General features: G+C 63.9%; 23 protein-coding genes. 19 read left to right on the top strand and 4 right to left on the bottom strand.

Annotated features, from left to right (window positions below; genetic code table 11):
* Window positions 1-71 precede the first annotated feature (71 nt).
* From BEK68_RS22735 to BEK68_RS22700, 8 genes are all read left to right on the top strand, one after another.
* Window positions 72-974 carry a DMT family transporter gene (locus BEK68_RS22735; RefSeq protein WP_015855712.1) on the top strand — a complete coding sequence of 301 codons (903 nt, stop codon included), beginning with the start codon at window positions 72-74 and terminating at the stop codon, window positions 972-974.
* 158 nt (window positions 975-1132) lie between these two features.
* Window positions 1133-1402: an H-NS family nucleoid-associated regulatory protein gene (locus BEK68_RS22730; RefSeq protein WP_012430321.1), complete on the top strand. Its 270-nt coding sequence runs from the start codon at window positions 1133-1135 to the stop codon at window positions 1400-1402.
* Window positions 1403-1522: 120 nt separating this feature from the next.
* Complete coding sequence (locus BEK68_RS22725; RefSeq protein ID WP_012430320.1) at window positions 1523-2047, top strand: hypothetical protein; 525 nt, start codon at window positions 1523-1525, stop codon at window positions 2045-2047.
* Between the two features lie 228 nt (window positions 2048-2275).
* On the top strand, window positions 2276-2542 hold the full coding sequence (locus BEK68_RS22720) for a BufA1 family periplasmic bufferin-type metallophore (protein ID WP_004627292.1): 267 nt from the start codon (window positions 2276-2278) through the stop codon (window positions 2540-2542).
* A gap of 21 nt (window positions 2543-2563) precedes the next feature.
* The gene (bufB, locus tag BEK68_RS22715) at window positions 2564-3430 is read left to right on the top strand and encodes an MNIO family bufferin maturase (protein WP_012430319.1); all 867 of its coding nucleotides are present in this window, start codon (window positions 2564-2566) and stop codon (window positions 3428-3430) included.
* Entirely contained in the window at window positions 3417-4175 is a 759-nt protein-coding gene (locus BEK68_RS22710; protein ID WP_012430318.1) for an HvfC/BufC N-terminal domain-containing protein, read from the top strand. The genes bufB and BEK68_RS22710 overlap by 14 nt, the downstream gene beginning before the upstream one ends.
* Entirely contained in the window at window positions 4172-4642 is a 471-nt protein-coding gene (locus BEK68_RS22705; RefSeq protein WP_012430317.1) for a DoxX family protein, read from the top strand. Before BEK68_RS22710 ends, BEK68_RS22705 begins: the two co-directional genes overlap by 4 nt.
* A gap of 61 nt (window positions 4643-4703) precedes the next feature.
* Window positions 4704-5120, top strand: coding sequence for a BON domain-containing protein (locus BEK68_RS22700; protein WP_012430316.1), 417 nt, complete (start codon window positions 4704-4706; stop codon window positions 5118-5120).
* 13 nt (window positions 5121-5133) lie between these two features.
* Here the strand turns inward: BEK68_RS22700 and BEK68_RS22695 are convergent, their stop codons facing one another.
* Complete coding sequence (locus tag BEK68_RS22695; protein WP_012430315.1) at window positions 5134-5556, bottom strand: hypothetical protein; 423 nt, start codon at window positions 5554-5556, stop codon at window positions 5134-5136.
* A gap of 101 nt (window positions 5557-5657) precedes the next feature.
* On the opposite strand from BEK68_RS22695, the gene BEK68_RS22690 reads away from it, so the two are divergent.
* The 9 genes from BEK68_RS22690 to fdhD all read left to right on the top strand — a co-directional run bounded on the left by BEK68_RS22690 (window position 5658) and on the right by fdhD (window position 17771).
* Window positions 5658-6059 (top strand): MerR family transcriptional regulator, encoded by a 402-nt coding sequence (locus BEK68_RS22690; RefSeq protein ID WP_012430314.1) that lies wholly within the window; start codon window positions 5658-5660, stop codon window positions 6057-6059.
* A gap of 157 nt (window positions 6060-6216) precedes the next feature.
* On the top strand, window positions 6217-7587 hold the full coding sequence (locus tag BEK68_RS22685; RefSeq protein WP_012430313.1) for a TolC family protein: 1371 nt from the start codon (window positions 6217-6219) through the stop codon (window positions 7585-7587).
* Between the two features lie 4 nt (window positions 7588-7591).
* Window positions 7592-8740, top strand: coding sequence for an efflux RND transporter periplasmic adaptor subunit (locus BEK68_RS22680; protein WP_004627308.1), 1149 nt, complete (start codon window positions 7592-7594; stop codon window positions 8738-8740).
* Between the two features lie 2 nt (window positions 8741-8742).
* Window positions 8743-11838, top strand: coding sequence for an efflux RND transporter permease subunit (locus BEK68_RS22675; protein ID WP_012430312.1), 3096 nt, complete (start codon window positions 8743-8745; stop codon window positions 11836-11838).
* Between the two features lie 92 nt (window positions 11839-11930).
* Window positions 11931-12410: an Hpt domain-containing protein gene (locus BEK68_RS22670; protein ID WP_012430311.1), complete on the top strand. Its 480-nt coding sequence runs from the start codon at window positions 11931-11933 to the stop codon at window positions 12408-12410.
* A gap of 280 nt (window positions 12411-12690) precedes the next feature.
* Window positions 12691-14346: an OFA family MFS transporter gene (locus BEK68_RS22665; RefSeq protein ID WP_024542190.1), complete on the top strand. Its 1656-nt coding sequence runs from the start codon at window positions 12691-12693 to the stop codon at window positions 14344-14346.
* 28 nt (window positions 14347-14374) lie between these two features.
* Entirely contained in the window at window positions 14375-16714 is a 2340-nt protein-coding gene (locus BEK68_RS22660; RefSeq protein WP_012430309.1) for an FdhF/YdeP family oxidoreductase, read from the top strand.
* On the top strand, window positions 16714-16959 hold the full coding sequence (locus BEK68_RS22655) for a hypothetical protein (RefSeq protein WP_012430308.1): 246 nt from the start codon (window positions 16714-16716) through the stop codon (window positions 16957-16959). Before BEK68_RS22660 ends, BEK68_RS22655 begins: the two co-directional genes overlap by 1 nt.
* Entirely contained in the window at window positions 16956-17771 is an 816-nt protein-coding gene (gene fdhD / locus BEK68_RS22650; protein WP_004627318.1) for a formate dehydrogenase accessory sulfurtransferase FdhD, read from the top strand. Before BEK68_RS22655 ends, fdhD begins: the two co-directional genes overlap by 4 nt.
* Window positions 17772-17789: 18 nt before the next feature.
* Here fdhD and BEK68_RS22645 read toward each other — a convergent pair whose 3' ends face one another.
* Window positions 17790-19685, bottom strand: coding sequence for a potassium transporter Kup (locus BEK68_RS22645; RefSeq protein WP_004627320.1), 1896 nt, complete (start codon window positions 19683-19685; stop codon window positions 17790-17792).
* 351 nt (window positions 19686-20036) lie between these two features.
* Between BEK68_RS22645 and BEK68_RS22640 the strand changes: the two genes are divergently transcribed.
* Window positions 20037-20240, top strand: coding sequence for a cold-shock protein (locus tag BEK68_RS22640; protein ID WP_004627322.1), 204 nt, complete (start codon window positions 20037-20039; stop codon window positions 20238-20240).
* 177 nt (window positions 20241-20417) lie between these two features.
* Complete coding sequence (locus tag BEK68_RS22635) at window positions 20418-20624, top strand: cold-shock protein (RefSeq protein ID WP_004627325.1); 207 nt, start codon at window positions 20418-20420, stop codon at window positions 20622-20624.
* A gap of 76 nt (window positions 20625-20700) precedes the next feature.
* On the opposite strand, the gene BEK68_RS22630 is transcribed toward BEK68_RS22635, so the two are convergent.
* Complete coding sequence (locus BEK68_RS22630; RefSeq protein ID WP_012430307.1) at window positions 20701-22224, bottom strand: CoA-acylating methylmalonate-semialdehyde dehydrogenase; 1524 nt, start codon at window positions 22222-22224, stop codon at window positions 20701-20703.
* 1 nt (window position 22225) lies between these two features.
* Window positions 22226-23563 (bottom strand): aspartate aminotransferase family protein, encoded by a 1338-nt coding sequence (locus BEK68_RS22625; protein WP_004627328.1) that lies wholly within the window; start codon window positions 23561-23563, stop codon window positions 22226-22228.
* Window positions 23564-23670: the final 107 nt, after the last annotated feature.

Genomic DNA, 23670 nt, shown 5'->3' with positions numbered 1-23670 from the left:
CTTAGAAAAGCAATGGAAGTCAGGCAATCCGCATGCGATCCTTTTTGCATCCAATGCTCAAGGTGGTTCGCATGAACGATAAGACGCGCGGCACGGTCGAGATGACCACCGCCATGGTCATCTCCGGGACGATCGGCTGGTTCGTCGTCCGCTCAGGCCAGCCGGTGGCCGACGTTGTGTTCTGGCGCTGCGTGTTCGGCGCGCTGACGCTGCTTGCGGTATGCGCCGGACTGGGCCTGCTGCGCGGCGCGATCACGTGGCGGCGCGCCGCGATTGCCACGCTGGGCGGCGTGGCCATCGTCATCAATTGGCTGCTGCTGTTTGCAGCGTATCCGCGCGCGTCCATCTCGATTGCCACGGCGGTCTACAACACGCAGCCATTCATGCTGGTCGGGCTGGGCGCGATGTTTCTGTCGGAAAAGCTGACGGCCGCCAAGCTCACGTGGCTGGCCATCGCCTTTATCGGCGTCGTACTGATCGTGCAGGTGGGGCCTGCCGCCAGCGTCGGTACCGATTACCTCGCGGGCATTGCGATGGCGCTGGGCGCGGCGTTTGCGTATGCGGTGGCCGCGCTCCTGATCAAGAAACTGGCCGGTACGCCGCCGCATCTGATCGCGCTCATCCAGGTGTGCGTGGGCGTGCTGATGTTGGCGCCGCTGGCCAACCTGTCGCATCCGCCCGCCGATGCGCATACGTGGGTGATGCTTGTCACGGTGGGCGTGGTGCATACGGGGTTGATGTACATCCTCCTCTATGGCGCCATCCAGCGGCTGCCGACGCATCTGACGGGGTCGTTGTCATTCGTCTATCCGATTGTTGCCATCGTGGTGGACATTGTTGCGTTCGGGCATCGGCTGCAACTCGCGCAGTTTTTGGGCGCGGGGGGGATCCTGCTGGCGGCGGCGGGCATGAACCTGGGGTGGTCGCCGTATCGGTGGTTGCGGGCGCGGGCCGAATCCCCCGTTTCCAAATAACGCAATACGCGCAATAGCCCCCCGCATTCGCAACACGAATGGGCGGCCCAACTGCTGTTATTCTTGTGTGTTTTCCGCTGGCGCCCGGCGCGCCCTGCGCCTGCCTCTCTCTCCCCCTTGGCAGCCGGCGGACAGAAACCCCAAAACATACGTACAAGATGAAGGAAGGTCACCCGCCGGAGCCGGGTCGCGAAACCGCGATCGCCTGGATCCTGGAACAAATGCAAACCTACGATCTGTCTGTCGACGATTTGCAGGCGCATGGCTGCTTTGACGCGCCACCGCCGCCGCCCGCACCACCTGCGTCCATCGGCCCGGTCTACATGAGCGCCGACGGCCAGCACTGGGACGGCTCGGGCGACATGCCCGACTGGCTGCAACGCGCCGTCAATGCCGGACAGAGCATCGAACATTTCCGCGTGGGCTGACGCGCAGACAGCGCAGGTACGCCGGTTGCGCGGTTGTTGGCGTAAGCGCTGCCGGTTCGTTGATCTGTGAGTTTCCACTGCATTGCCGGCCGGCGCTCCAACCCAACGGAGGACGTCATCATGCCGGAACGCAAAACCGTAGAACGTGCGCGCGCCGACAAGCGCCACGGCAAGGCCGCCTCAACGCAGGCAGGCAACTTCGTGAAGGAAGAGATGGATCACATCCGCGAAGGCAAGCACGGTGCGAAAAACACCAAGCAGGCTATCGCGATTGGACTATCCAAGGCACGCCGCTCTGGCGTTGCCATCAAGCCGCCGGGGGAAGGCAAGGCGTCGGCTGCCACGCGCAAGAAGGCGGAACATGACGTGAAGGCGGGCAGCAAGAAGAGCAGCCACGCCAGCGCCAGCGCCAGCAAGGAATCCACCGCAAAGCGCAGCAAAACCACCACACGCACGCTGCAAAAGGAAGGCCATTCGGCGGCATCCAAGTCGTCGCTATCCAAGCAGGCCCATAGCGCGGCCTCCAAGCGTTCGAGCAGTGAACGCTCGGCGGCGGCCAAGAAAGGCGCCGCCACCAAGGGCGCGGCGGGACGCTCCGCTGCCGCAAAGAAGGCGGGACGCACGCGCGCTGCGCACGCCAGGTAAATCTTTCCTGTTCAGTCTGCAGGCGACCCATTGGGGTCGCCTTTTTTATTGCCGTTCGCTGCCCTAAAAAAGAAATTCAAAAAATTTCCGCTCTCCGTGTCAGGAACGCAGCCATGCGCCGACGAAGGTGCACGGAACACATCTGCGCGATGCCGCAGTGCACCGTACGGCGAGGGATTTCGCCCCGTCAGCCGTTCAACGACACCTGTTCACTCAAGGAGAACACAAATGAAACAACACGCCATGATCGCCGCCGCTCTGGGTAGCCTGCTCGCGCTGGGCGCACTGTCGACGCCGGTGCACGCCGCCGACGCTGCCGGCAAGGAAAAGTGCTACGGCGTCGCCAAGGCCGGCCAGAACGATTGCGCCAGCCCCGGCAGCGCCCACGCCTGCGCCGGCCAGTCGAAGATCGACAAAGACCCGATGTCGTGGAAGTACGTGCCGGCCGGCACCTGCGCGCAGATGGGCGGCACGATGCAGACTCCGTCCAAGTAACGCGCGACGCCGGTGACCGCCATGCAGACCGCTCTGCCAACCTGCGCCGGCGCAGGCCTGCGCGCGCCGCACTTTCCTGCCCTGCTGCACGGGGAAGCCCGCTTCCCGTGGGCAGAAGTGCACAGCGAGAACTATCTGTATGGCGGCCCCGCACGTGCAGCGCTGCTGGCCGCGCGAGCGCACCAGCCGGTGAGCCTGCACGGCGTGGGCATGGGGCTTGGCAATGCGGATGGACTGGATGTCGAACACGTACGCGCCATCGCCATGCTTGCCGATGCCGTAGCGCCGGCCGCCATTTCCGAGCACCTGTGCTTCAACCGCAGCGGCGCGCAGGTCGTCAACGATCTTTTGCCGCTGCCCTATTCCCGCGAATCGCTCGATATCGTCTGCGCCAACGTCATGCGGGCACAGGACATTCTCAAGCAGCCGCTGCTGATCGAGAACATTGCCGCGTACATCGACTGCCGCACGCTGGTCGATGCCGACGAGGCCATCTCCGAAGGCGCATTCCTGACCGCCCTCGCCCGACGCACGGGCTGCGGCATCCTGCTGGACCTAAACAATCTGTACGTGAACAGCGTCAACCATGGCGTGACAGTCGAATCCGTACTCACCGATATCGACCCAGCGCTGGTCGGCGAAATTCACCTGGCGGGCTTCAGCGTGGAAGACGGCATGCTGATCGACACGCATAGCGCGCCGGTCCATGCGCCCGTCTGGGCGTTGTACAACGCGTGGGTTGCCAAGCACGGCGCACGCCCGACACTGATCGAATGGGACGCTGAACTGCCGCCCGTGCAGGTGTTGCTGGACGAGGCGGCACGTGCCCAGGCGGTACTGAATCGCCACACCAACGCCATGCAGGAGACACGCCATGCGACTGCCTGACTGGGAGGCACACCTCATCGGCGCGCTGACGCATCCTGTAAGCGACGATGAAACACGTGGCATCGCCATCTACCGCAATGCGCGTCTGGCCATTCTGCGTAACACGCTGGCGGGGGCCTATCCCGTCTGCCGCGCGCTGGTCGGCAACGACTGCTTTGATGCGCTTGTGCGCGACACGCTGGCCGCGCAGGCGTCTACATCGCCCAATCTGCATCGCTATGGCAATGCGCTGCCGGATGTCATTGCGCAATGCCCGTTGGCGCACAGTGTGCCGTATCTGGCTGACGTGGCGCGGCTGGAATGGTGCGTCCACTGGGCGCATTACGCCCCGGATGCACACGTCGAAGCGGCGAACGCCACCCTCCTCGCGCAGCCCGCGGACACCGTCCGCGCGGGGCTGATCGAAGGTGTGCAGTGGGTGGCCTCACCGTGGCCGGTGGTGTCGATCTGGCGCGCACATCAGCCCGGCGCAACCATCGCGCTCAACGAAATCGACCTGGACGCAGCCGAAGCCGCTGCGATTGCCGTGCGGGGGCACCGCGTTGCCGTGCTCGATCTCGATGCCGCCACAGCGATGTTTCTGGCAGCTTGCGAGGCTACGCCATCGCTCCAGACCGCGCTCGAGACCACGTTGGCTGAGCTGCCAGCTTTTGATCTGACCGCGAGCCTATCTGGCCTCTATCGCTCGGGGCTGCTCGCGCTATCTGCATGCCACACAACAATGCCTACCGGAGACACGCCATGAATACCCTCACCACAACCTTTGCCCCACTCACGCGTATCCGCGCATCGCTGGAACGGCTTGCCGGCCCGCAGAGCATGCTCTGTTCGATCATCCTGTTGATCGCGCGCGCGTATCTCTTCTACGTGTTCTTCCGCTCGGGCCTGACCAAACTGCACGACTGGGACACGACCGTGCTCCTCTTCACCGAGGAATACAAGGTGCCGCTGCTGCCGCCCGCACTGGCAGCGGCGCTTGGCACCTTTGGCGAACTGGTCTTCCCCTCTCTGATGCTGGCCGGCATCGTGCCCCGGCTGGCGGCGGCGGGGCTGTTCTTTGTCAACGTGGTGGCAGCGGTGTCGTACTGGGCCAATCTGTCGGCATCGGCCATCGAGTTTCACTTGGTTTGGGGCGTGCTGATTGCGCTCGTGGCGACGGTGGGACCCGGCTGGCTGGCGGCGCAGAACCTTTGGCAGCGCCGTAAGCACTAAGCGGATTGTGTGGGCGGCAGGCTTATGATGTGAGCCTGTCGCCCTCTCTTCAGGAGCATCGATGCGCTTCCCTCAGTTGTCCTTCGCTGCCTCGGCCGGTGTGTTGGCTGCAATCGGCGCCGCAGCGCTTCTTACGGCCTGCGCGTGGGGCGATAGCCCGAACACCGCCGGCGCGCGCATGCTCGACGACTCGCTCCTGACGTACCAGGTCAAGGCGGCGCTGGATCAGGACACGGCGCTCAGCACGCGCCAGATTCGCATCCGATCCAGCCCGGACGGCAAGGTCATCCTGACGGGCTGGGTCGATACCCCAGAGATGGCCCGCCGGGCCGGCGACGACGTCAAACGCTTTGTTGACTCGGCCAAACTCGACAACCAGTTGCGCGTGCTGTCGCGCATGCAGGTGCTCGGCGGCGGCCCGTACATCCCGGCCGGCTTGCCGCCCGAGGCGCCGGCCAGCGCCCCGGCCGCGCGCTAAACCACGCAAGCGGTTACGCTGCCCGCGCGCCTGCTCGCCCGGGCACGCGGCCCACGGGCAGCGATTGCAGCAGCCCGAAGCCAATCTCTGCGATCAGGAAGGGCACCACCAGCAGCGTAGCGCCCGATGCCAGCGCGTATGCCTGCCACGCCGCAAACAGGCCGCGCGCCACGGCGTCGTACCGGCCGAGCACCACACTCGTCTGTCGGATACGCAGCACCGACCACACGCACACCACCGATCCCATCAGGTTGGCCATCAGCAGATGCGTCGGCTCAAATGGCGGCAAGCTGCCGATGCCCAGCGCGTGCGCCAATGCGCTCAGCGCCTGATGCAACAGCGCGAACGTCCATGGCGTGGCAAAGGGTGCGGTCACGATCAGGTCATACCAGGCGCTGGCTCGCACAATGCGCAGGAAGGTCGATTCGGAAACCATGGTGAAACTCCAAAAGGGAAGTGAAGGAGTCGCCACGCTAAAGCTTGGTGTACGCTCCAAGGTCAAGCCCCCCCCCTGACCGCCCCCCCGTCCAAACCACCATGCCTGCTGCTCTCCCCGCGCCCATTTCCAATGCGCATACCGGCGACCTGTCCATCGGCGACTTGGCTGCTGCCACCGGCGTCTCGCGGGATGGCCTGCGCTTTTACGAGGCACGTGGACTGATCCGTGCGCGGCGCCGGAGCAACGGTTACCGCGCCTATCCGCCCGAAATCGTGGAACTGGTGCAGTACGTCCGCACGGCCCAGCAGCTGGGTTTCACACTGGCGGAAATTAGAGAAGGCATGGCGCAGGTGTGGCAGCAACCCGACACCGTTGCCGCCGTCACCGCGTTGCTGCGGGAGAAACTTGCCACCATTGATGCCCGCATCGCCAGCCTGCAGGCCATGCGAGAGGCACTTGCCACGCGCGTCGGCATGGCATGTCCACTTGCACCGGCCTGAGACGGTCGTCATGTCTTGTCATATAACTGTCGCAGACTGGCACTGGAGGGCGGGGTTTTTGCGTTTTCCCCCATCCTGACAGCTTGCTGAGCCGTGAAAGGCGCTTGAAAGTTCGCGTCGGTAAAAACGCTCCCGTCTCAAGGGGGAGTCTGCTGCAGTGAAATATCGGGGTGCGTTTCATTCAAGGGCAAGGGCCGTGCTATGCGCGGTGGCCTGCCTGCCATTTGCCGCTGCCTGGGCAGCCACGCCGGCATCGGCGCCGGCTGCGGCCAGCATGCCGGTCCCGACCATGCCGCCGATCCAGCCATCCGTGCCGGGCGTGACGGGTGCTGGCTTCAACCTGGTCGAACTGTTGCAGGAGCTGAAAGGCAACAACCCGCAATTGATCCAGGGGCGCCACACCTACCTGTCAGCCAAGTCGATACCGCCGCAGCTTGCGTCGCCCAACAACCCGCAGCTCGGCTATATCTGGAACAGCATCCCGAAGGGATTCCCGCTGGCGGTGAACCGCGCGGGCGGCAGCCAGTACAACCTGACGCAGCAGATTCCGTTTCCGGGCAAGAAAGCGCTGGCGGCCGAGATTGCCGATCGCCAGGCTGAGTCCCTGAACGCGCAAAACGACGCGCTGTACCTGCAGCTCTATGCGCAGCTTTCCACCACGTACTACCAGGCGATTGCGCTGCAAAAGCAGATCGACGTGCAAAAGCTGACCATCACGCGCCTGGAGCAGGTCAAGCAGATCACGCGTGTGCGCTACGCCAACAACGCCGCCGCCTACGCAGACTTCCTCAACGCGCAGGTCATGCAGAGCAGCGCGCAGAACGACCTGTTTGCCGCTCAGCGCCAGTACGACAGCACGCTGCAGACGCTCAACACGCTCATCGGGAAAGATCCGAGCTTCCCGCTCGTGCTGCGCGCAGACGACGAGGCTGTCCACCTGCCGGAAGAACCGCTGCCCGAACTGGAAAACCAGGCGCTGCGCGAGCACCCGTCGATCAAGGCATCGGCCGAGCTGATGGACGCGGCACGCAAGAGCGTGACGCTGGCGCGCAAGGCCTACCTGCCCGACTTCCAGGTCATTGCCACCGTCACGACGGACAACCCGCCGTATGGCGTGCGCCCGAACAGCTACCAGATCGAGCTGGACGTGATCATCCCGTTCTGGTTCCTGACCAAAGAGAAGTACGGCGTGAACCAGGCGGTGGAAAGCCAGATTGCCACCGAGGCGAACGACGTGTCGGTGCGCCAGCAGACGTTACTGGCCGTCGATACCGCCTACAACACGCTGCGCCAGACGCTTGCGCAGCTCGACTTCAACAAGCAGCGGCAACTGCCGCAGGCGCTGGCGGCCTATCGCGTCACGATGACCAACTACGCCAGCAACAACGCCGATTTCAACGACCTGCTTACCGCCCAGGGCGCGCTCAAAAACGCCGAACTGGCGGTCGCGCAGGCGCAGGCCACGGCCTTGCAGGCCTATCACGCGCTGCTCGCGGCCACCGGCCGCTCGCCGGTTCAAGCTCAATAACATCATGAAGAAGTTCTCTCCTGTCGTTGCTGTGATCGCCCTGGCAGCGGCCCTCGCTGTGGGCGTGGTGGTCGGACGCAAGTGGCCTGCCGCCGTGCCGGCCGAGACTGCAAAACCCGAAGCGGGCCCGGCATCTGCGCCGGCTGCCGCGTCGCGTCCGAAACCGGACTCCATTGAAATTCCTTCTGGCGGCTTCGACCCCCAGCAGGTGAAGGTCGCGCAGGCCAGCCAGCTTTCGGTGCCGGTGGAATTGTCCACACCCGGCAAGCTGGCCTACAACGCGGAGCGCACCAAGCTGGCGTCCGCACGCGTGGCCGGCCGGCTTGATCACATCCTCCAGTTCGAAGGGGCGCTGGTGCGTGAGGGCCAGCCGATTGCCGAGCTGTACGCGCCGGACTACATCTCTGCGCAGAAGGAATACCTGCTGGCGCTGAATACCGCCCGCCAGCTCAAGGGCTCCAACATGAAGGACTTGCAGGAAGACGCAGACGCCACCGTGCAGTCCGCCGCAGGTCGCCTGCACGTGCTGGGCATGTCCGATGCCGATGTCGCGCAAATAGCCAAGCGCGGCACACCGGCTGAACACCTGACGCTGCGCGCGCCCATCTCGGGCACGATCGTCAAGCGCAACATGGACCCGGGCGCCTTCCTCAACGTGGGCGACTCGTTCATGAGCATCGTCGATACGCGTGTGCTGTGGTTTACGGGCAATGTGTATGAGAACGACATTGCCAGCGTGCGCATCGGTCAGCCGATCTCGCTGCACACGTCGGCGTATCCGGACCGCGAGTTCACGGGCCGCGTGAGCTTCATCGCCCCAAACATCGACCCGGCCACGCACACGTTGACGGTGCGCTGCGACGTGCCGAACAACGACGGCCTGCTGCGCCCCGAGATGTACGCCACGGCGCGCATCCAGACCGGCACCGGCCAGGCCACGGTGGTGCCGAAGTCCGCCCTGGTGAAAGACCATGGCAGCTACTTCGTGATCGTGCAGAGCGATGCTACGCACTTCAAGCGCGTCGAAGTGCACGGCAAGGACATCGGCACCGACGGCAACTTTGCCGTGACGGCAGGGCTTGAGGCTTCGTCGCAGGTGGTGGTGCGCGGTGCCGCGCTGCTTAACGAGATGATCGTCAAGGCAGGAGCGTAGGCATGGGCTTCAACCCCATCGCGGGCATTCTCAAGCGGCGGCTGCTGATTGTCTTCCTGGCTGTCGCGTTGCTGGTGGCTGGCGTGCTGTCGTTCCGCGAGCTGCCACTGCAGGCGTATCCGGGCGTGGCACCGCTGTCGGTGCAGGCCATCACGCAGTGGCCCGGCCGCAGCACGACCGAAGTCGAGCAGCAGATCACCATCCCGATTGAAAACGCACTAGCCGGCGTGCCGGACGTGCAGTCGTTCCGCTCGGTATCGCTGTTCGGCCTGTCGGTGGTGACGCTCAAATTCAAGGAAGGCACCGATAGCTTCAAGGCGCGGCAGAACTTTTCGCAGTATCTGGCGAGCGCCAACCTGCCGACGGGCGTGCAGTCTTCACTGAGCCCCGACTCGGACGCCACCGGCGAGATCATGCGCTTTCGCCTCGAGGGCGATGGCGTCGACCTCACCACGCTCAAGAGCTACCAGGACTACGACATCTCCAAGGGGCTCAAGCACGTGCAGGGCGTGGCCGATGTCAGCTCCTTCGGTGGCAAGGTGAAGGAGTACCACATCGTCCCATCGCCGGCGAAACTGCAGTCGTACGGCATCACGCTGTCGCAGCTCATCACGGCCATCGGCAACGCCAACAACAACACCGGCGGCAACCTGCTGCGCGATGGCGAGCAACAGTTCGTCGTGCGCGGCGTGGGCCTGCTGCAGACGGTGGACGACATCCGCAACGTGGTGGTCAACACCAACAATGGCGTGCCGGTGCGCGTGCGCGATATTGCCGAAGTGGAAGTCGGGAACGTGCAGCGTCTGGGCCAGGTGCAATACAACGATCAGCCCGACGTGGTGGAAGGCATCGTGCTGCTCAAGCGCGACGCCAACGCCACCGAGGTGCTGGCCAAGGTGCGCGAGAAGGTGGCGGAGCTGAACAACGGCGTCCTGCCCAAGAGCATTCAAGTCAAGCCGTTCTACGACCGCCAGGTGCTGCTCGACATCACCATGGGCACGGTCGAACACACACTGGTGGTGGGAATCTCGCTGGTGCTGGCGGTGTTGTTCGTCTTCCTGGGCAACTTCCGGGCGGCGGCCGTGGTGGCGGCGGTGATTCCGCTGGCGCTGTGCGTGTCGTTCATCAGCATGGAGCACTTCCATGTGCCGGCCAACCTGATCTCGCTCGGGGCGATCGACTTTGGGGTGATCGTCGACGCGGCCGTGATCGTGATGGAAAACATCATGCGGCACCTCGAAGAAGGCGCCGAGAAGCTCGAAGACGCGATCATCAAGGCGACCAACGAAGTGCAGCGCGCGATGATTTTTTCCACCGGCATCATCATCGTGGCGTATTCCCCGCTGTTCTTCATCGGCGGGGTGGAAGGCATCATCTTCAAGCCAATGGCCTTCACGATGGGCTTTGCCCTGATGGCGTCGATCGTGCTGAGCCTGACGTTCGTGCCGGCTACCACGTCGTTCGTCTTCGGCAAAACGCTGCATCCGCATTCGCCGGCCTTTATTGCGGCGATTCTGCGCTGGTACAAGCCATTGCTGCGCAAGCTCATTGCACGCCCGATGGCCGTCTTTGCCACGGCCATTACGGCGCTATTGCTGACGCTGTACAGCGCCACGTTCCTCGGTACGGAGTTCCTGCCCACGCTGGAAGAAAACAACCTGTGGCTGCGCATCACGCTGCCCAATACGGTGGACCTGGATTACTCCGCGTCGGTGGCCAACGACTTGCGTATATACTTCACCAAGCAGCCGGAGATCAAGCAGGTTTCGGTGCAGATTGGCCGCCCGGACGACGGCACCGACTCTACCGGCGTATTCAACCAGGAATACGGCCTGTACTTCGCACCGCCCGACCAGTGGGAGGCCGGCATGACCAAGGGCAAGCTGGTCGAGCGCCTGTCGAAGCATCTGGAGAAGATTCCCGGCATCGAATACAACTTCTCGCAATACATCCAGGACAACGTGGATGAGGCGCTCTCGGGCGTGAAGGGCGAGAACTCGGTCAAGCTGTTTGGCAATGACCTGAACATGCTCGAAGCCAAGGCCAACGAAATCCAGGCGCAGCTCAAGAAAGTATCGGGCCTGGTGGACGTGGGTATCTTCCGCGAGCTGGGCCAGCCGACGCTGAACGTTTCGATCGACCGCCAGGCGGCTGCGCGCTTCAACATCAACGTGAGCGACGTGCAGAACCTCGTGCAATACGCCATTGGCGGCGCCCCGGTCACGCAAATCCTGGAGGGCGAGAAATCGTTCGGCTTGGCGGTGCGCCTGAATCAGCAGGCACGTGCGTCGTACGACGCCATCCGCGAGCTGCTGATCGATACGCCTGACGGCCAGCACATTCCGCTGTCGATGATCGCCAAGGTGGAAATGACCGATGGCCCGTTCTTCATCTACCGCGAGGAAGGCAAGCGCTACATTGCCATCAAGTTTGGCGTGCGCGGCCGTGACCTGGGCGGCGCCGTGGACGAGGCCCAGCATGTGGTGGGCAGCAACGTAAAACTGCCCGAAGGCTACACCGTCAAGTGGGACGGCCAGTTCAACGAGATGAAGGTCGCCCAGGGCAAGCTGATGGTGATCGTGCCGTTGACCATCCTTGTGATCTTCCTGCTGCTCTACAGCACGTTCGGCAATTTCAAGGATGCGCTGATGGTGGTGCTGAATGTGCCGTTTGCCGCCATCGGCGGGCTGCTGGCGCTGCACATTGCCAACGAGACGCTGTCGATTTCGGCGGGGATCGGCTTCCTGTCGTTGTTCGGCATCGCCATCCAGGACGGGGTGATCCTGATTTCGTACGTCAATCGTCTGTCCCAATCCGAAAACGTGCGTGAAGCGACCGTCGATGGCGCCGCGCTGCGCCTGCGACCAGTGATCATGACGGCCATGCTGGCAGGCCTGGGTCTGTTGCCGGCGGCGCTGTCGCACAGCATCGGCTCGGAAGCGCAGCGCCCGCTGGCGCTAGTGATCGTCGGGGGCATGGTCACTACCACGATTCTCACCCTGCTGGTGTTGCCGGTGGTCTTCACGTGGGCGCATCGCCATCGTCGTCCGCCCCCGCGCGATTCGGACGTCAATCCGACTGCTGCCATGCTGCCTTAACCTGCGCATGTGCTGAAAGCGCAACGGGCGCATCGCTTTACCGGCGGTGCGCCCGTTTTCATTTGGGCTCACACCAGAATCGGACCAATCTCATGGCGACGCGTGGACGAGGCGAGCAGAGTGCATCTCTGATTCCCACCGCACGCACCGCCACCATGCACCCCACGTCCAACGTCTCCCCCAGCGTCGTCGCACAATTCCCGCTGCAGGTCATCACTACGCTCACCGAGCTGTTTGGCACCGATCTGCAGCAATGGCGTTTTATCGTCGATTTATTTTGTGAGACGGTGGAACAGGATCTCGCCAACCTGGCGAACGCCATCCGCACCGCTGACGACGACACACAGATCGTTGAAGCGGCGCACCGCATCGTCGGTTCGGCTCGCATGCTTGGGCATCAGGCGATTGGCGATGCCGCCCGCTGCATCGAGCGCGCAGCGCAGAGCATCGGACCGTATCAGCAGCGTGTGGAAGACATGCAATCCGCCCTCACCTGCCTGCGCGCGCTGGCCAGTGAATTCCGCCAGCAGGCAAGCGGCTGCCCGTGGTCAGACGCTGCGGTTGCGGGCTGACCGTCCGCCACCCTGCGCCGCACATCGCTTGAACAGGCCCCTCGGCTATTTATGTTTTCGGTCACATAAATTAAGAAATTAGGCTGCAAGTTGCGTAAATCGCAATACAACGGGTGACTACAACTATTGATCTAGAACAGGCTGCCCCACTATCTTTCGCGGGCAACGTCGGCGCATTCCAACTGCAGCCGGCTGGCACGCACCGGCCATGACCGGCGCGGCCGCACCGTTTCACCACGTACGTCACAACACGGGCTCAACTTATCCGGGGGTGGATTCGATGTCCGAAGCAGTCCTGCATCCATTTTTTTCGCGCGAGCGCACCGTCGCCGCGGTTGGCTTCAACCGCTGGCTGGTTCCGCCTGCCGCACTGGCCATCCATCTGTGCATTGGCATGGCCTACGGTTTTTCCGTCTTCTGGCTGCCGCTCGGCCGCGCGCTGGGCATCACCAAGCCGCTCACATGCGGCGCCGATGTCTCGCTGGTCGCCGAGCTGTTCACCACCACCTGCGACTGGCGCGTCTCCAGCCTGGGCTGGATGTTCACGCTGTTCTTCGTGTTCCTGGGCGCATCCGCTGCCATGTGGGGCGGTTGGCTCGAACGCGTTGGCCCGCGCAAGGCTGGCGTCGTGTCGGCTGTGTGCTGGTGCGGCGGGCTGCTAATTTCCGCACTGGGCATCCAGATTCACCAACTGTGGCTGCTGTGGGTGGGCTCGGGCGTGATCGGCGGCGTCGGCCTGGGGCTGGGCTACATCTCGCCCGTGTCGACGCTCATCAAGTGGTTTCCGGACAAGCGTGGCATGGCCACGGGCATGGCCATCATGGGTTTTGGCGGCGGCGCGATGATCGGCGCCCCGCTGGCTGACCGCCTGATGAAGCTGTTTGCGACGCCCGAATCTGTGGGCGTGTCGCAAACCTTTATTGTGCTGGCCGGCATCTACTTCGTGTTCATGATGGCAGGTGCGCTGGGTTACCGTGTGCCGCCCACGGGCTGGAAACCGGCAGGCTGGACACCCTCCCCGGCCAAGGCGAAGGACACGATGGTCACGCAACGCCATGTCCACGCAAACGAAGCGCTGAAGACGCCGCAGTTCTGGCTGATCTGGGCCGTGCTGTGCCTGAACGTATCGGCCGGTATTGGCGTGCTGGGCATGGCCTCGCCACTGCTGCAGGAAGTGTTTGGCGGCAAGCTGCTGGGCGTGACGACGTCGTTCATGGACCTGACCGCCGCGCAAAAGGGCCAGATCGCAGCCATCGCTGCGGGCTTCACGGGTCTGCTGAGCCTGTTCAACATCGGCGGCCGTTTCTTCTGGGCGTCGCTCTCGGACCGCCTGGGCCGCAAGATGACCTACGCGGTCTTCTTCGTGCTCGGCTTCGTGCTGTATGCGTCGATTCCGTGGACGTCGCACACGGGCAATATCGCGCTGTTCGCACTGGCCTTCTGCGTGATCCTGTCGATGTACGGCGGCGGTTTTGCGACCGTGCCGGCGTATCTGGCTGACATGTTCGGCACGCAAATGGTGGGCGCCATCCACGGCCGGCTGCTCACGGCGTGGTCGACGGCCGGCATCCTGGGCCCCGTGCTGGTGAACTACCTGCGCGAATACCAGATCGCCCATGGCGTGGAACGCGCAGCCGTGTACGACATCACGATGATGATCCTGGCCGGCCTGCTGATCCTCGGCTTCATCTGCAACCTGCTAGTGCGCCCTGTCAACGCGAAGCACTTCATGACCGAAGCGCAGCTCGACGAGCAACGACATGCTGCGGCAACCAAGAGCCCAACGCCGTCGGTTGCTTCGCCGGAGACGTCGCTGGAATGGCAGGCGCATCCGGGCTCGGCGGTAGCCGTGGTGCTGGCCTGGGCCGCCGTGGGCCTGCCGTTGGGCTGGGGGGTTTGGATTACACTCCAAAAAGCTGCCGTTCTCTTCTCCTGACACGTGATTTAAAGCCGCCCCGCCACCCATGAAGCACCAGAAGATCGAGTTCTACCGTCACCCGGCCGGTGGCTGGGGCGCGCTCAAAAGCGTTGCGCATCAATTGCTGTCGCAGGGCATCGCGGCCAAGGGCGCCAAGACCATGCTGTCGGCCAACCAGCCCGATGGCTTCGATTGCCCCGGCTGCGCCTGGCCTGATCGCGACCACGCCTCCACGTTTGAATTTTGCGAGAACGGCGTCAAAGCCGTGGCTGCAGAAGCGACGTCGCGCCGCACCACACCGGAGTTCTTCGCGCAGCACACCGTGCGCGAACTCGCCGAGTGGTCGGACTACGCGCTGGAAGATCAAGGCCGCCTGACGCACCCGATGGTCTACGACGCGGGCAGCGACAAATACGTCCCGATCGACTGGGACGCCGCCTTCGCGCTGATCGCGCAGCACCTGCGTGCGCTGCCCGATCCGAACCAGGCGATCTTCTACACCTCGGGCCGCACCAGCAATGAGGCGGCCTTCCTCTACCAGTTGTTCGTGCGCGCCTATGGCACGAACAATTTCCCCGACTGCTCCAACATGTGCCACGAGCCTTCCGGCACGGGCATGCGGGCCAGCATCGGCGTCGGCAAAGGCACCGTCACGCTCGACGACTTCACCAAGACCGACTCCATCTTCATCTTCGGGCAGAACCCGGGGACGAACCACCCGCGCATGCTTGGCGAACTGCGCGAAGCATCCAAACGCGGCGCCAAGATTGTTTCGTTCAACCCGCTGCGCGAGCGGGGGCTGGAGCGCTTTGCTGATCCGCAAAGCAAGATCGAGATGCTGACGCTGGGCTCCACGCGCATTAGCACCGAATACCACCAGGTGCGCATCGGCGGCGACCTGGCGACGATCAAGGGCATCATCAAACACGTGATCGAGCGTGACGACGCGGCACGCAGCCGCGGCGAGCCCGCCATCATCGACCACGCCTTCATCGCCCAGCACACTGGCGGCTACGACGCCTTCGCCGCTGACGTGCGCACGGAGTCGTGGGCGACCATCGAGGCCGAATCGGGCCTGCCAGAGCACGAAATCCGCCAGGCGGGCGACACGTACATCAAAGCCGGCAGCGTCATCGCGTGCTGGGGCATGGGCATCACGCAGCACAAGCATTCGGTTGCGACGATCCAGATGATCGTCAACCTGCTGCTCCTGCGCGGCAACATCGGCCGCCCGGGTGCCGGTGCGTGCCCGGTGCGCGGCCACAGCAACGTGCAGGGCGATCGCACGATGGGCATTTACGAGCAGCCCGCCCCCGCGTTTCTGGATCGGCTGGAGCAAGTCTTCGGTATTCAAGTGCCGCGCGAACATGGCTACGACACCGTCGGCGCCATCGAAGCGATGCAGCAAGGCGCCGCGCGCGTGTTCTTCGCCATGGGTGGCAACTTCGCGGCCGCCACGCCGGACACCGCCGCCACGTGGGCCGGCCTGCGCCAGTGCGACCTGACCGTGCACGTGACCACCAAGCTCAACCGCAGCCACATCGTGCACGGCAAGGCCGCGTTGATCCTGCCGTGCCTGGGCCGCACCGAGGTCGACCAACAGGCCGGCGGCGCGCAAGGCGTGACGGTGGAAGACTCGATGAGCATGGTGCACATGTCGGCAGGCATCAATCCGCCGGCCTCTCCGCATCTGCTCTCGGAGCCGGCCATCGTGGCGCGCCTGGCCGAAGCGACGCTGCCCGAAAGCACCATTCCGTGGCGCTGGCTGGTGGAAGACTACGACCGCATCCGCGAACGCATTGAAGCCGTGTTCGACGACTTTGCCGGCTTCAACGAGAAGATTCGCGTGCCGGGTGGCTTCCGCCTGCGTAACACCGCATCGGAGCGTGTCTGGAACACGCCGTCAGGCAAGGCGGAATTCCACGCGCATGCCGTGCCGACTGATACCCCGGTCCACCGCGCCCGCGAGCGCCATGCCGACGCCACCGTCTTCACGCTGGCCACGGTGCGCTCGCATGACCAGTACAACACCACCATCTACGGCATGGACGACCGCTACCGCGGTGTGTTCGGCCAGCGCCGCGTGGTCTTCATCAACAAGGAAGACCTGCACACGGTCCGCATGAAAGACGGCGAGTGGGTCGACATGGTGACGCTTTCCGAAGACGGCACCACGCGCCGCGCCGATGGCTTCCGTCTGGTGGCGTATGACATTCCGCGCGGGTGCCTGGCGGCGTATTACCCCGAGACCAACCCGCTGGTGCCGCTGTCTTCCGTGGCCGACCAGGCACGCACGCCGACATCCAAGTCGATTCCGGTGATGCTGGTGCCGAGCCAGGTCGCGCGCACCGCTGACACCCAAGCGGCCACCACGGCCGAAGCCTGATGCCCACCGAGCCGGCGTGGTCTGCGCTGCAGCTGGCGCTGCTGGCCGCATTGCGCGAGACCGACGCCGGCAAGCCGGTGTCGATGCCGTGGCTGACCAAGCGCGTGGGCGAGCGCGCCAGCACGGTCCTGCGCGCGCTGCATCCGCTGGCCGATGCAGGCCTGCTGCGCGTCACCATGGACGACACACGCTGGCTCATTGCGCTGCTCGACGCCGGCCGCGTTCTGCCTGACTTCACTGCATGACTTTTCTGCCCCACCACCCCGCCGGCTTGCCCGTCGTTTCCACCGCCGCGACGAAACGCACGCGCGCTGGCACGCAAGAGGACACCCCCGCCGCCATTGCCGATGAAGCTGCGGTGGCGCTTGTCTTCAACGGCATCACGCATGCGGTGATGATGGCGTCGCCGACTGACCTGGAAGACTTCGCGCTGGGCTTTGCGCTGTCGGAAGGCATCATCGACAGTCGCGCCGATTGGCGTGGCGCAGACGTGGAAACGCATCCGCATGGGCTCGAAGTACACGCAGAAATTGCTTCGCATTGCTTCGTGCGGTTGAAGGAACGCCGTCGGGCGCTGGCCGGCCCGACCGGCTGTGGGCTGTGCGGCATTGAAAGCCTGCAGACTTTTGAAGACGCGCCGCAACCGCTTGTGCCACCCGCGTGGTTGGCATCACTTGCCGACGCGCAGGTATTGGATGCCATGCAGGCGATGACGGCGCATCAGCCGGCCAACGCGCTCACGGGCGGCTTGCATGCGGCGGGCTGGGTGCCCGCAGACACCCATGCACCACTGCATGTTCTGGAAGATGTGGGCCGCCACAACGCTCTCGACAAGCTGATCGGCCGGCTGGCTCGGCTCGGCATCCGCCCCTCGGATGGGTTCATCGTCATGACGAGTCGTGCGAGCTTCGAGCTGGCGCGCAAGTGCGTTCAACTGCAGGTGCCGCTGCTGGCAACGATCTCCGCGCCGTCCTCACTCGCGATCCGCCACGCCAAGGCCGGCCAGCTGACGCTGCTTGCGTTCTGCCGAGGCGATAGCGTGACGCGGTTTGCGTAACGCACAGAACGCGCGAGATTAGATCTCCACCTTGCTCCCCAGCTCAACCAGTCGGTTGGCAGGAATCCGGAAGAAGTCCGACGGTTTGGCGCTGTTGTGCTGCATCCAGGCAAACAACGACTCGCGCCACATCGCCATGCCCGGCAGTGGCGACGGCACCACCGTGGCGCGCGTAATGAAGAACGAGGTTTCCATGTCTTCAAAGACGATGCCCAGCCGCTCGCCCACGCTGCGGACGATCTCGTCCACAGCGGGCGTTTCCTTGAAGCCGAAATCCACCACTGCGGTGTGGATGTCGTCGCCAATGGTTTTGATGACCAGGCGCTTGGCAGGGTCCACATAGGGCACGGCAAGCGTGCGGAAGTGGATGAACAGCACGCGCTTGTGCAGCACGTGGTTGTGCTTGAGGTTGTGCAGCAACGCCAGGGGCACGAAATCGATGCTGGGCGTGAGATACACGGCCGTGCCGTCCACACGATACGGTGGATGGCGCAGCAGCCCGTCCATGAACGGCTCAAGCGGAATGCCGCCTTCTACATTGCGCGCCTTCAGCAGCTGTGTGCCCGAGTGCCACGTCACCATCAGGAAGAAGATCAAGCCGCCCAGCAGCAATGGGAACCAGCCACCCGCGGCAATCTTGAGCAGGTTGGCGGCGAAGAACGACAAATCGACCGCCAGGAACACGGCGCCAATACAGGCCACCAGCGACAGGCGCCACTTCCACGCGTTGCGCATAACCACCGTGACCAGCCCCGTCGTCAGCACCATGGTGGTCGTCACCGCAATACCGTAGGCCGCAGCCAGGTTGTCGGACTTGCCGAAAGCCAGCACCACCGCCACCACCAGCGCCAGGAGCACGTAGTTGACCACCGGCACATAGATCTGGCCGATCTCCACATCCGACGTGTAGAGAATCTTCATGCGCGGCGCATAGCCCAGATGCACGGCCTGCGCCGTCATCGAAAACGCACCCGAGATGACCGCCTGGGACGCAATGACCGTGGCCGCCGTGGCCAGCACCACCATCGGGCCCACAGCCCAGTTCGGCATCAGCAGGAAGAACGGGTTCTGCACGGCGCTCGGCTCGCGCAGCAGCAAGGCGCCCTGGCCGAAGTAGTTCAGCAGCAGGCACGGCATCGCAATGTAGAACCACGCATAGCGGATCGGGCGCGCGCCAAAGTGGCCCATGTCGGCATACAGCGCCTCGGCACCGGTCAGCGCCAGGAACACCGAGCCGAACACGATGAACGCCAGCACCGTATGCCGGAATCCGAATTCGATGGCGTACACCGGGCTCAGCGCCACCAAAATCTGCGGCGACTTCACCACCGAAACCAACCCCATCAGCCCCAGCAGCACGAACCAGATCACCATGATCGGCCCGAACAGGCGCCCAACCACGTGCGTGCCATGCCTTTGAATCAAAAACAGCGCGATCAGCACGATCAGCGCCAAGGGCAACACCCACTTCTGCAGCGCAGGCGCCATGATTTCCATGCCTTCGATGGCGGAGAGCACCGAGATGGCGGGGGTAATGACGGCATCGCCATAGAACATGGCGGCGCCCAGCAGGCCGAGGAGCATCAACGTGCGTGTGAACCGGGCGCTGCCGCTGCTCGCGCGCATGGCCAGCGCCGTCAGCGCGAGGATGCCACCTTCGCCGTTGTTGTCGGCGCGCATGACGAAGAGCACATATTTGACGGATACCACCAGCGTCATCGCCCAGAACAGCATCGACAGGATGCCGAAGACGGTCTGATCGGAAAACGGGACCCCATGTTCGGGGTTGAAGCATTCCTTCAGGGCATACAGGGGGCTGGTGCCAATGTCCCCGAAGACCACGCCGATTGCGCCCACCATGGTGGCCATCAACGCGGGATTTTTCTTGGTTTTACTGGCTGCGGCTGTCGTCATGGGTAGGCTGCGACTGGAACGACGGGGTGCGCACGCAATTTCCGTGCACCGTCTGCGGCGCTGGCTTACGGGGTGAGCCGAGTGCGGCAGAAGCCACTAAAGCTTAGGTGAAAACGCCCGGTTTTGCGCGGGTGTTTGCACCGATGGCAAGAGCGCGCCAACCCTGGTGCAGGCCCGAAAACAGCGGCCGCGGCCGCTCCAAACGGAAACCTTGAAAAAACAGACTTTGACGAGGCGACGCGCCAAGCATATATTCACCAAACGATCGTTTGGCCGGTTCGGCCGGGTCTGCCTGCTACGTTTGTATTTGGCCGGCGGCCGATCGATTTCTCAACTTCACGACTCAAAATCATGGCTACTGGTACCGTCAAGTGGTTCAACGACGCAAAAGGTTTCGGCTTCATTACCCCGGATGATGGCGGCGAAGACCTTTTCGCACATTTCTCCGCGATCAACTCCGCAGGCTTCAAAAGCCTGAAGGAAGGTCAGAAGGTGTCGTTCGAAGTTACGCAAGGCCCCAAGGGCAAGCAAGCTTCGAACATCGTGCCCCAGTAACAAGGAGCACGCGGGCGCGGTAGACCGGTTTTGGCTTGCCGCGCGGGGTTTCCTCGCGCGTGTATTGGCCGGAATATTCCGCCAGGCAGGTTGTTTCAGTACGTGTTTGCCATCAAGCAGTCGGATGGCCACCGGAAGCGGTGGCCTGGTTTGACGAACCCCTATTGGGAGCATGCAATGGCCAGCCGAATTGAAGAGAACGCCGTTGAATATGATCCGCCCGCCGGGGCAGCTGCAGAAATGCATGCTGCCCCGAGTTTCATTCGGGATTCGGAAATCCAGTTTTCGCGCTCGCAGACATTCCACGAGGGCCAGCGCGTCAGCTTCGATGTAGAAATCGGGCCCGATGGCGAACTCATCGCCGTCAACATCAAACCAATATGACACGCCGGTTTCAACTCGGCATGTTCAAAAGATGAAGGGAGGCATTGCCTCCCTTTCTCATGGTCGATGCGCCGGCTTACTTGGCTGTCGGCATCACGAACTCGGCGCCCTTGGCAATCGAATCCGGCCAGCGTTGCATCACGCTCTTGTAACGCGTGTAGAAACGCACGCCTTCTTCGCCATAGGCGTGGTGGTCGCCGAACAGCGAGCGCTTCCAGCCGCCGAAGCTATGCCACGCCATCGGCACCGGAATCGGCACATTGATACCGACCATGCCCACCTGGATCTGCCGCGCAAATGCGCGCGCCACGCCGCCATCGCTCGTGTAGCACGACACGCCGTTGCCGAACTCATGCGCATTGATCAGATCCACCGCCTCGGCAAGGTCATGCACGCGCACCACCGAAAGCACGGGGCCGAAGATCTCTTCCTTGTAGATCGTCATCCCGGGCTTGACGTGGTCGAACAGCGTGCCGCCCGTGAAGAAGCCTTCGGCATGGCCGTCGACCGTGTGGCCGCGGCCGTCCACGACCAGCTCGGCGCCCTCTTCCACGCCCTTGGCGATATAGCCTTCCACCTTGGCCTTGTGGGCGGCGGTCACAAGTGGACCCATTTCGCTGTCGGCCTGCATGCCGTTGCCGATCTTGAGCGCGCGGGCGCGCTCGGCAAGGCGCGGGACGAGCTTGTCAGCCACGTCGCCCACTGCCACAGCCACGGAGATCGCCATGCAGCGCTCACCGGCCGAACCGTAGCCTGCACCGATCAAGGCATCCACCGCTTGGTCGAGGTCTGCATCCGGCATGACGACGAGGTGATTCTTTGCGCCGCCCAGGGCTTGCACGCGCTTGCCGCGCTTGGTGCCTTCGGCGTAGATGTATTCGGCGATGGGCGTGCTGCCGACGAACGAAATGGCCTGCACATCCGGATGCTCGAGCAGCGCATCAACGGCATCCTTGCCACCCTGTACCACGTTGAACACACCATCGGGAAGGCCCGCCTGCTTGAGCAGGTCGGCAATCATCAGGCTGGGGGTCGGGTCACGTTCGCTGGGCTTGAGGATGAACGTATTGCCGCACGCCAGCGCAACCGGCGCCATCCACATCGGCACCATGAACGGGAAGTTGAACGGCGTAATGCCGGCCACCACGCCCAGCGGCTGGCGCAGGTTCCAGTTGTCGATGCCGCCGCCGATGTTGTCCGTGAACTCCGTCTTGAGCAGGTTCGGAATGCCGCAGGCGAATTCGACGACTTCAATGCCGCGCGTCACTTCGCCTTTGGCATCGGAGAACACCTTGCCGTGCTCACGCGTAATGGCGGCGGCCAGAGCATCGTGGTTCTGGTCGAGCAGCTCCTTGAACTTGAACAAAACGCGCGAGCGCTTGAGCGGCGAAGTCTCGGCCCAGTCCGGGGCAGCCGCATGCGCGGCGGCTACGGCGGCGTCCACTTCGGATTTGCCGCCCAGCAGCACCTGCGCGCTCACCGCGCCCGTAGCGGGGTTGAAGACATCGGCGCTGCGTGTGCCGCTGCCGGCATGGCGCTGCCCGCCGATGTAATGGCTGACAACGGATTCGGTCACGGCGGGATCAATCGGTCGGTTCATTTCAGGCTACCTCTTGCAGAACGGTACGAACGGTGTCGAAGATGCGCGCGATCTGCGCCTCTTCGATGATGAGCGGCGGGGAGAACGCCAGGATGTCGCCGGTGTAGCGCACCAGCACACCACGCTCCAGGCATTTCAGGAAGACTTCGTAAGCGCGCGCGCCCACGGCGCCGGGGCGCGATTCCAGTTCGATGCCGGCCACGAGGCCGAGGTTGCGGATGTCCTTCACATGCGGCGCGCCCTTGACCGAATGCGCTGCCGCTTCGAACGCCGGCGACAACGAACGCGCGCGCTCGAACAGCCCTTCGCTGCGATACAGGTCCAGCGCGGCCACCGCCGCGGCCGCGGCCAGCGGGTGGGCCGAATACGTATAGCCGTGGAACAGCTCGATCGCGCCTGGCGCGCCGGCGTCGACGACGGTGTCGTGCACCGACTGGCGCACGGCCACGGCGCCCATCGGCACGGCGGCGTTGTTGATGCCCTTGGCCATCGTCAGCAGGTCCGGCGTCACGCCAAAGAACTCGGCCGCCGTTGCCGCGCCCAGGCGGCCAAAACCGGTGATGACTTCATCGAAGATCAGCAGGATGCCGTGCTTGTCGCACAGCGCGCGCAGACGCTGCAGGTAGCCCTTGGGCGGCACCAGCACGCCCGTGGAACCCGCCAGTGGCTCGACGATGACGGCGGCGATGGTCGACGCGTCATGCAGCGTGACGAGGCGCTCCAGTTCGTCGGCAAGGTGCTCGCCCCAGGCCGGCTGGCCCTTGGAGAATGCGTTGTGCTCGGGCGCATGCGTATGCGGCAGGTGGTCCACACCCGGCAGCAAGTTCGCCGAGAACGCCTTGCGGTTCGGCGAAATGCCGCCCACCGAGATGCCGCCGAAACCCACTCCGTGATAGCCACGCTCGCGGCCAATCAGGCGTGTGCGCTGCCCTTCGCCCCGCGCGCGGTGGTAGGCCAGCGCAATCTTGAGCGCCGTATCCACCGCTTCGGAACCGGAGTTGGCGAAGAAGATGCGGTTCAGGCCTTCCGGCATGATCTCGGCGACTTTTTCTGCCGCGCGGAACGCCAGGGGGTGCCCCATCTGGAAGGTGGGCGCGAAATCCAGCGTGGCGGCCTGCGTCGTGATGGCGTCGACGATTTCCTTGCGGCAGTGGCCGGCGTTGACGCACCAGAGGCCGGCAGTGCCGTCCAGCACCTCGCGGCCATCGCCGTCACGGTAGTACATGCCCTGGGCGGAAGTCAGCAGGCGCGGTGCGGCCTTGTACTGGCGGTTGGCCGTGAACGGCATCCAGAAGTAGGACAGATCGGTGGTTTCCAGCGGGTGGGGTGCGGGTTTCATCGGCGGCTCCGAAAAAACAGCGGAAAGGGAACGGGCTGGGCAAGCCAGCGGTTGAAGCAAACTGTACAGAGTCCAATGCGACACGGACATGCACAGATGGCGGTTCT

It is taken from the genome of Ralstonia pickettii (assembly GCF_001699815.1).
In the GTDB taxonomy this organism is placed as follows: Bacteria; Pseudomonadota; Gammaproteobacteria; order Burkholderiales; family Burkholderiaceae; genus Ralstonia; species Ralstonia thomasii.
The sequence above is the reverse complement of the archived record's forward strand: the minus strand, read 5'-3'. Positions and strand labels throughout refer to the sequence as shown.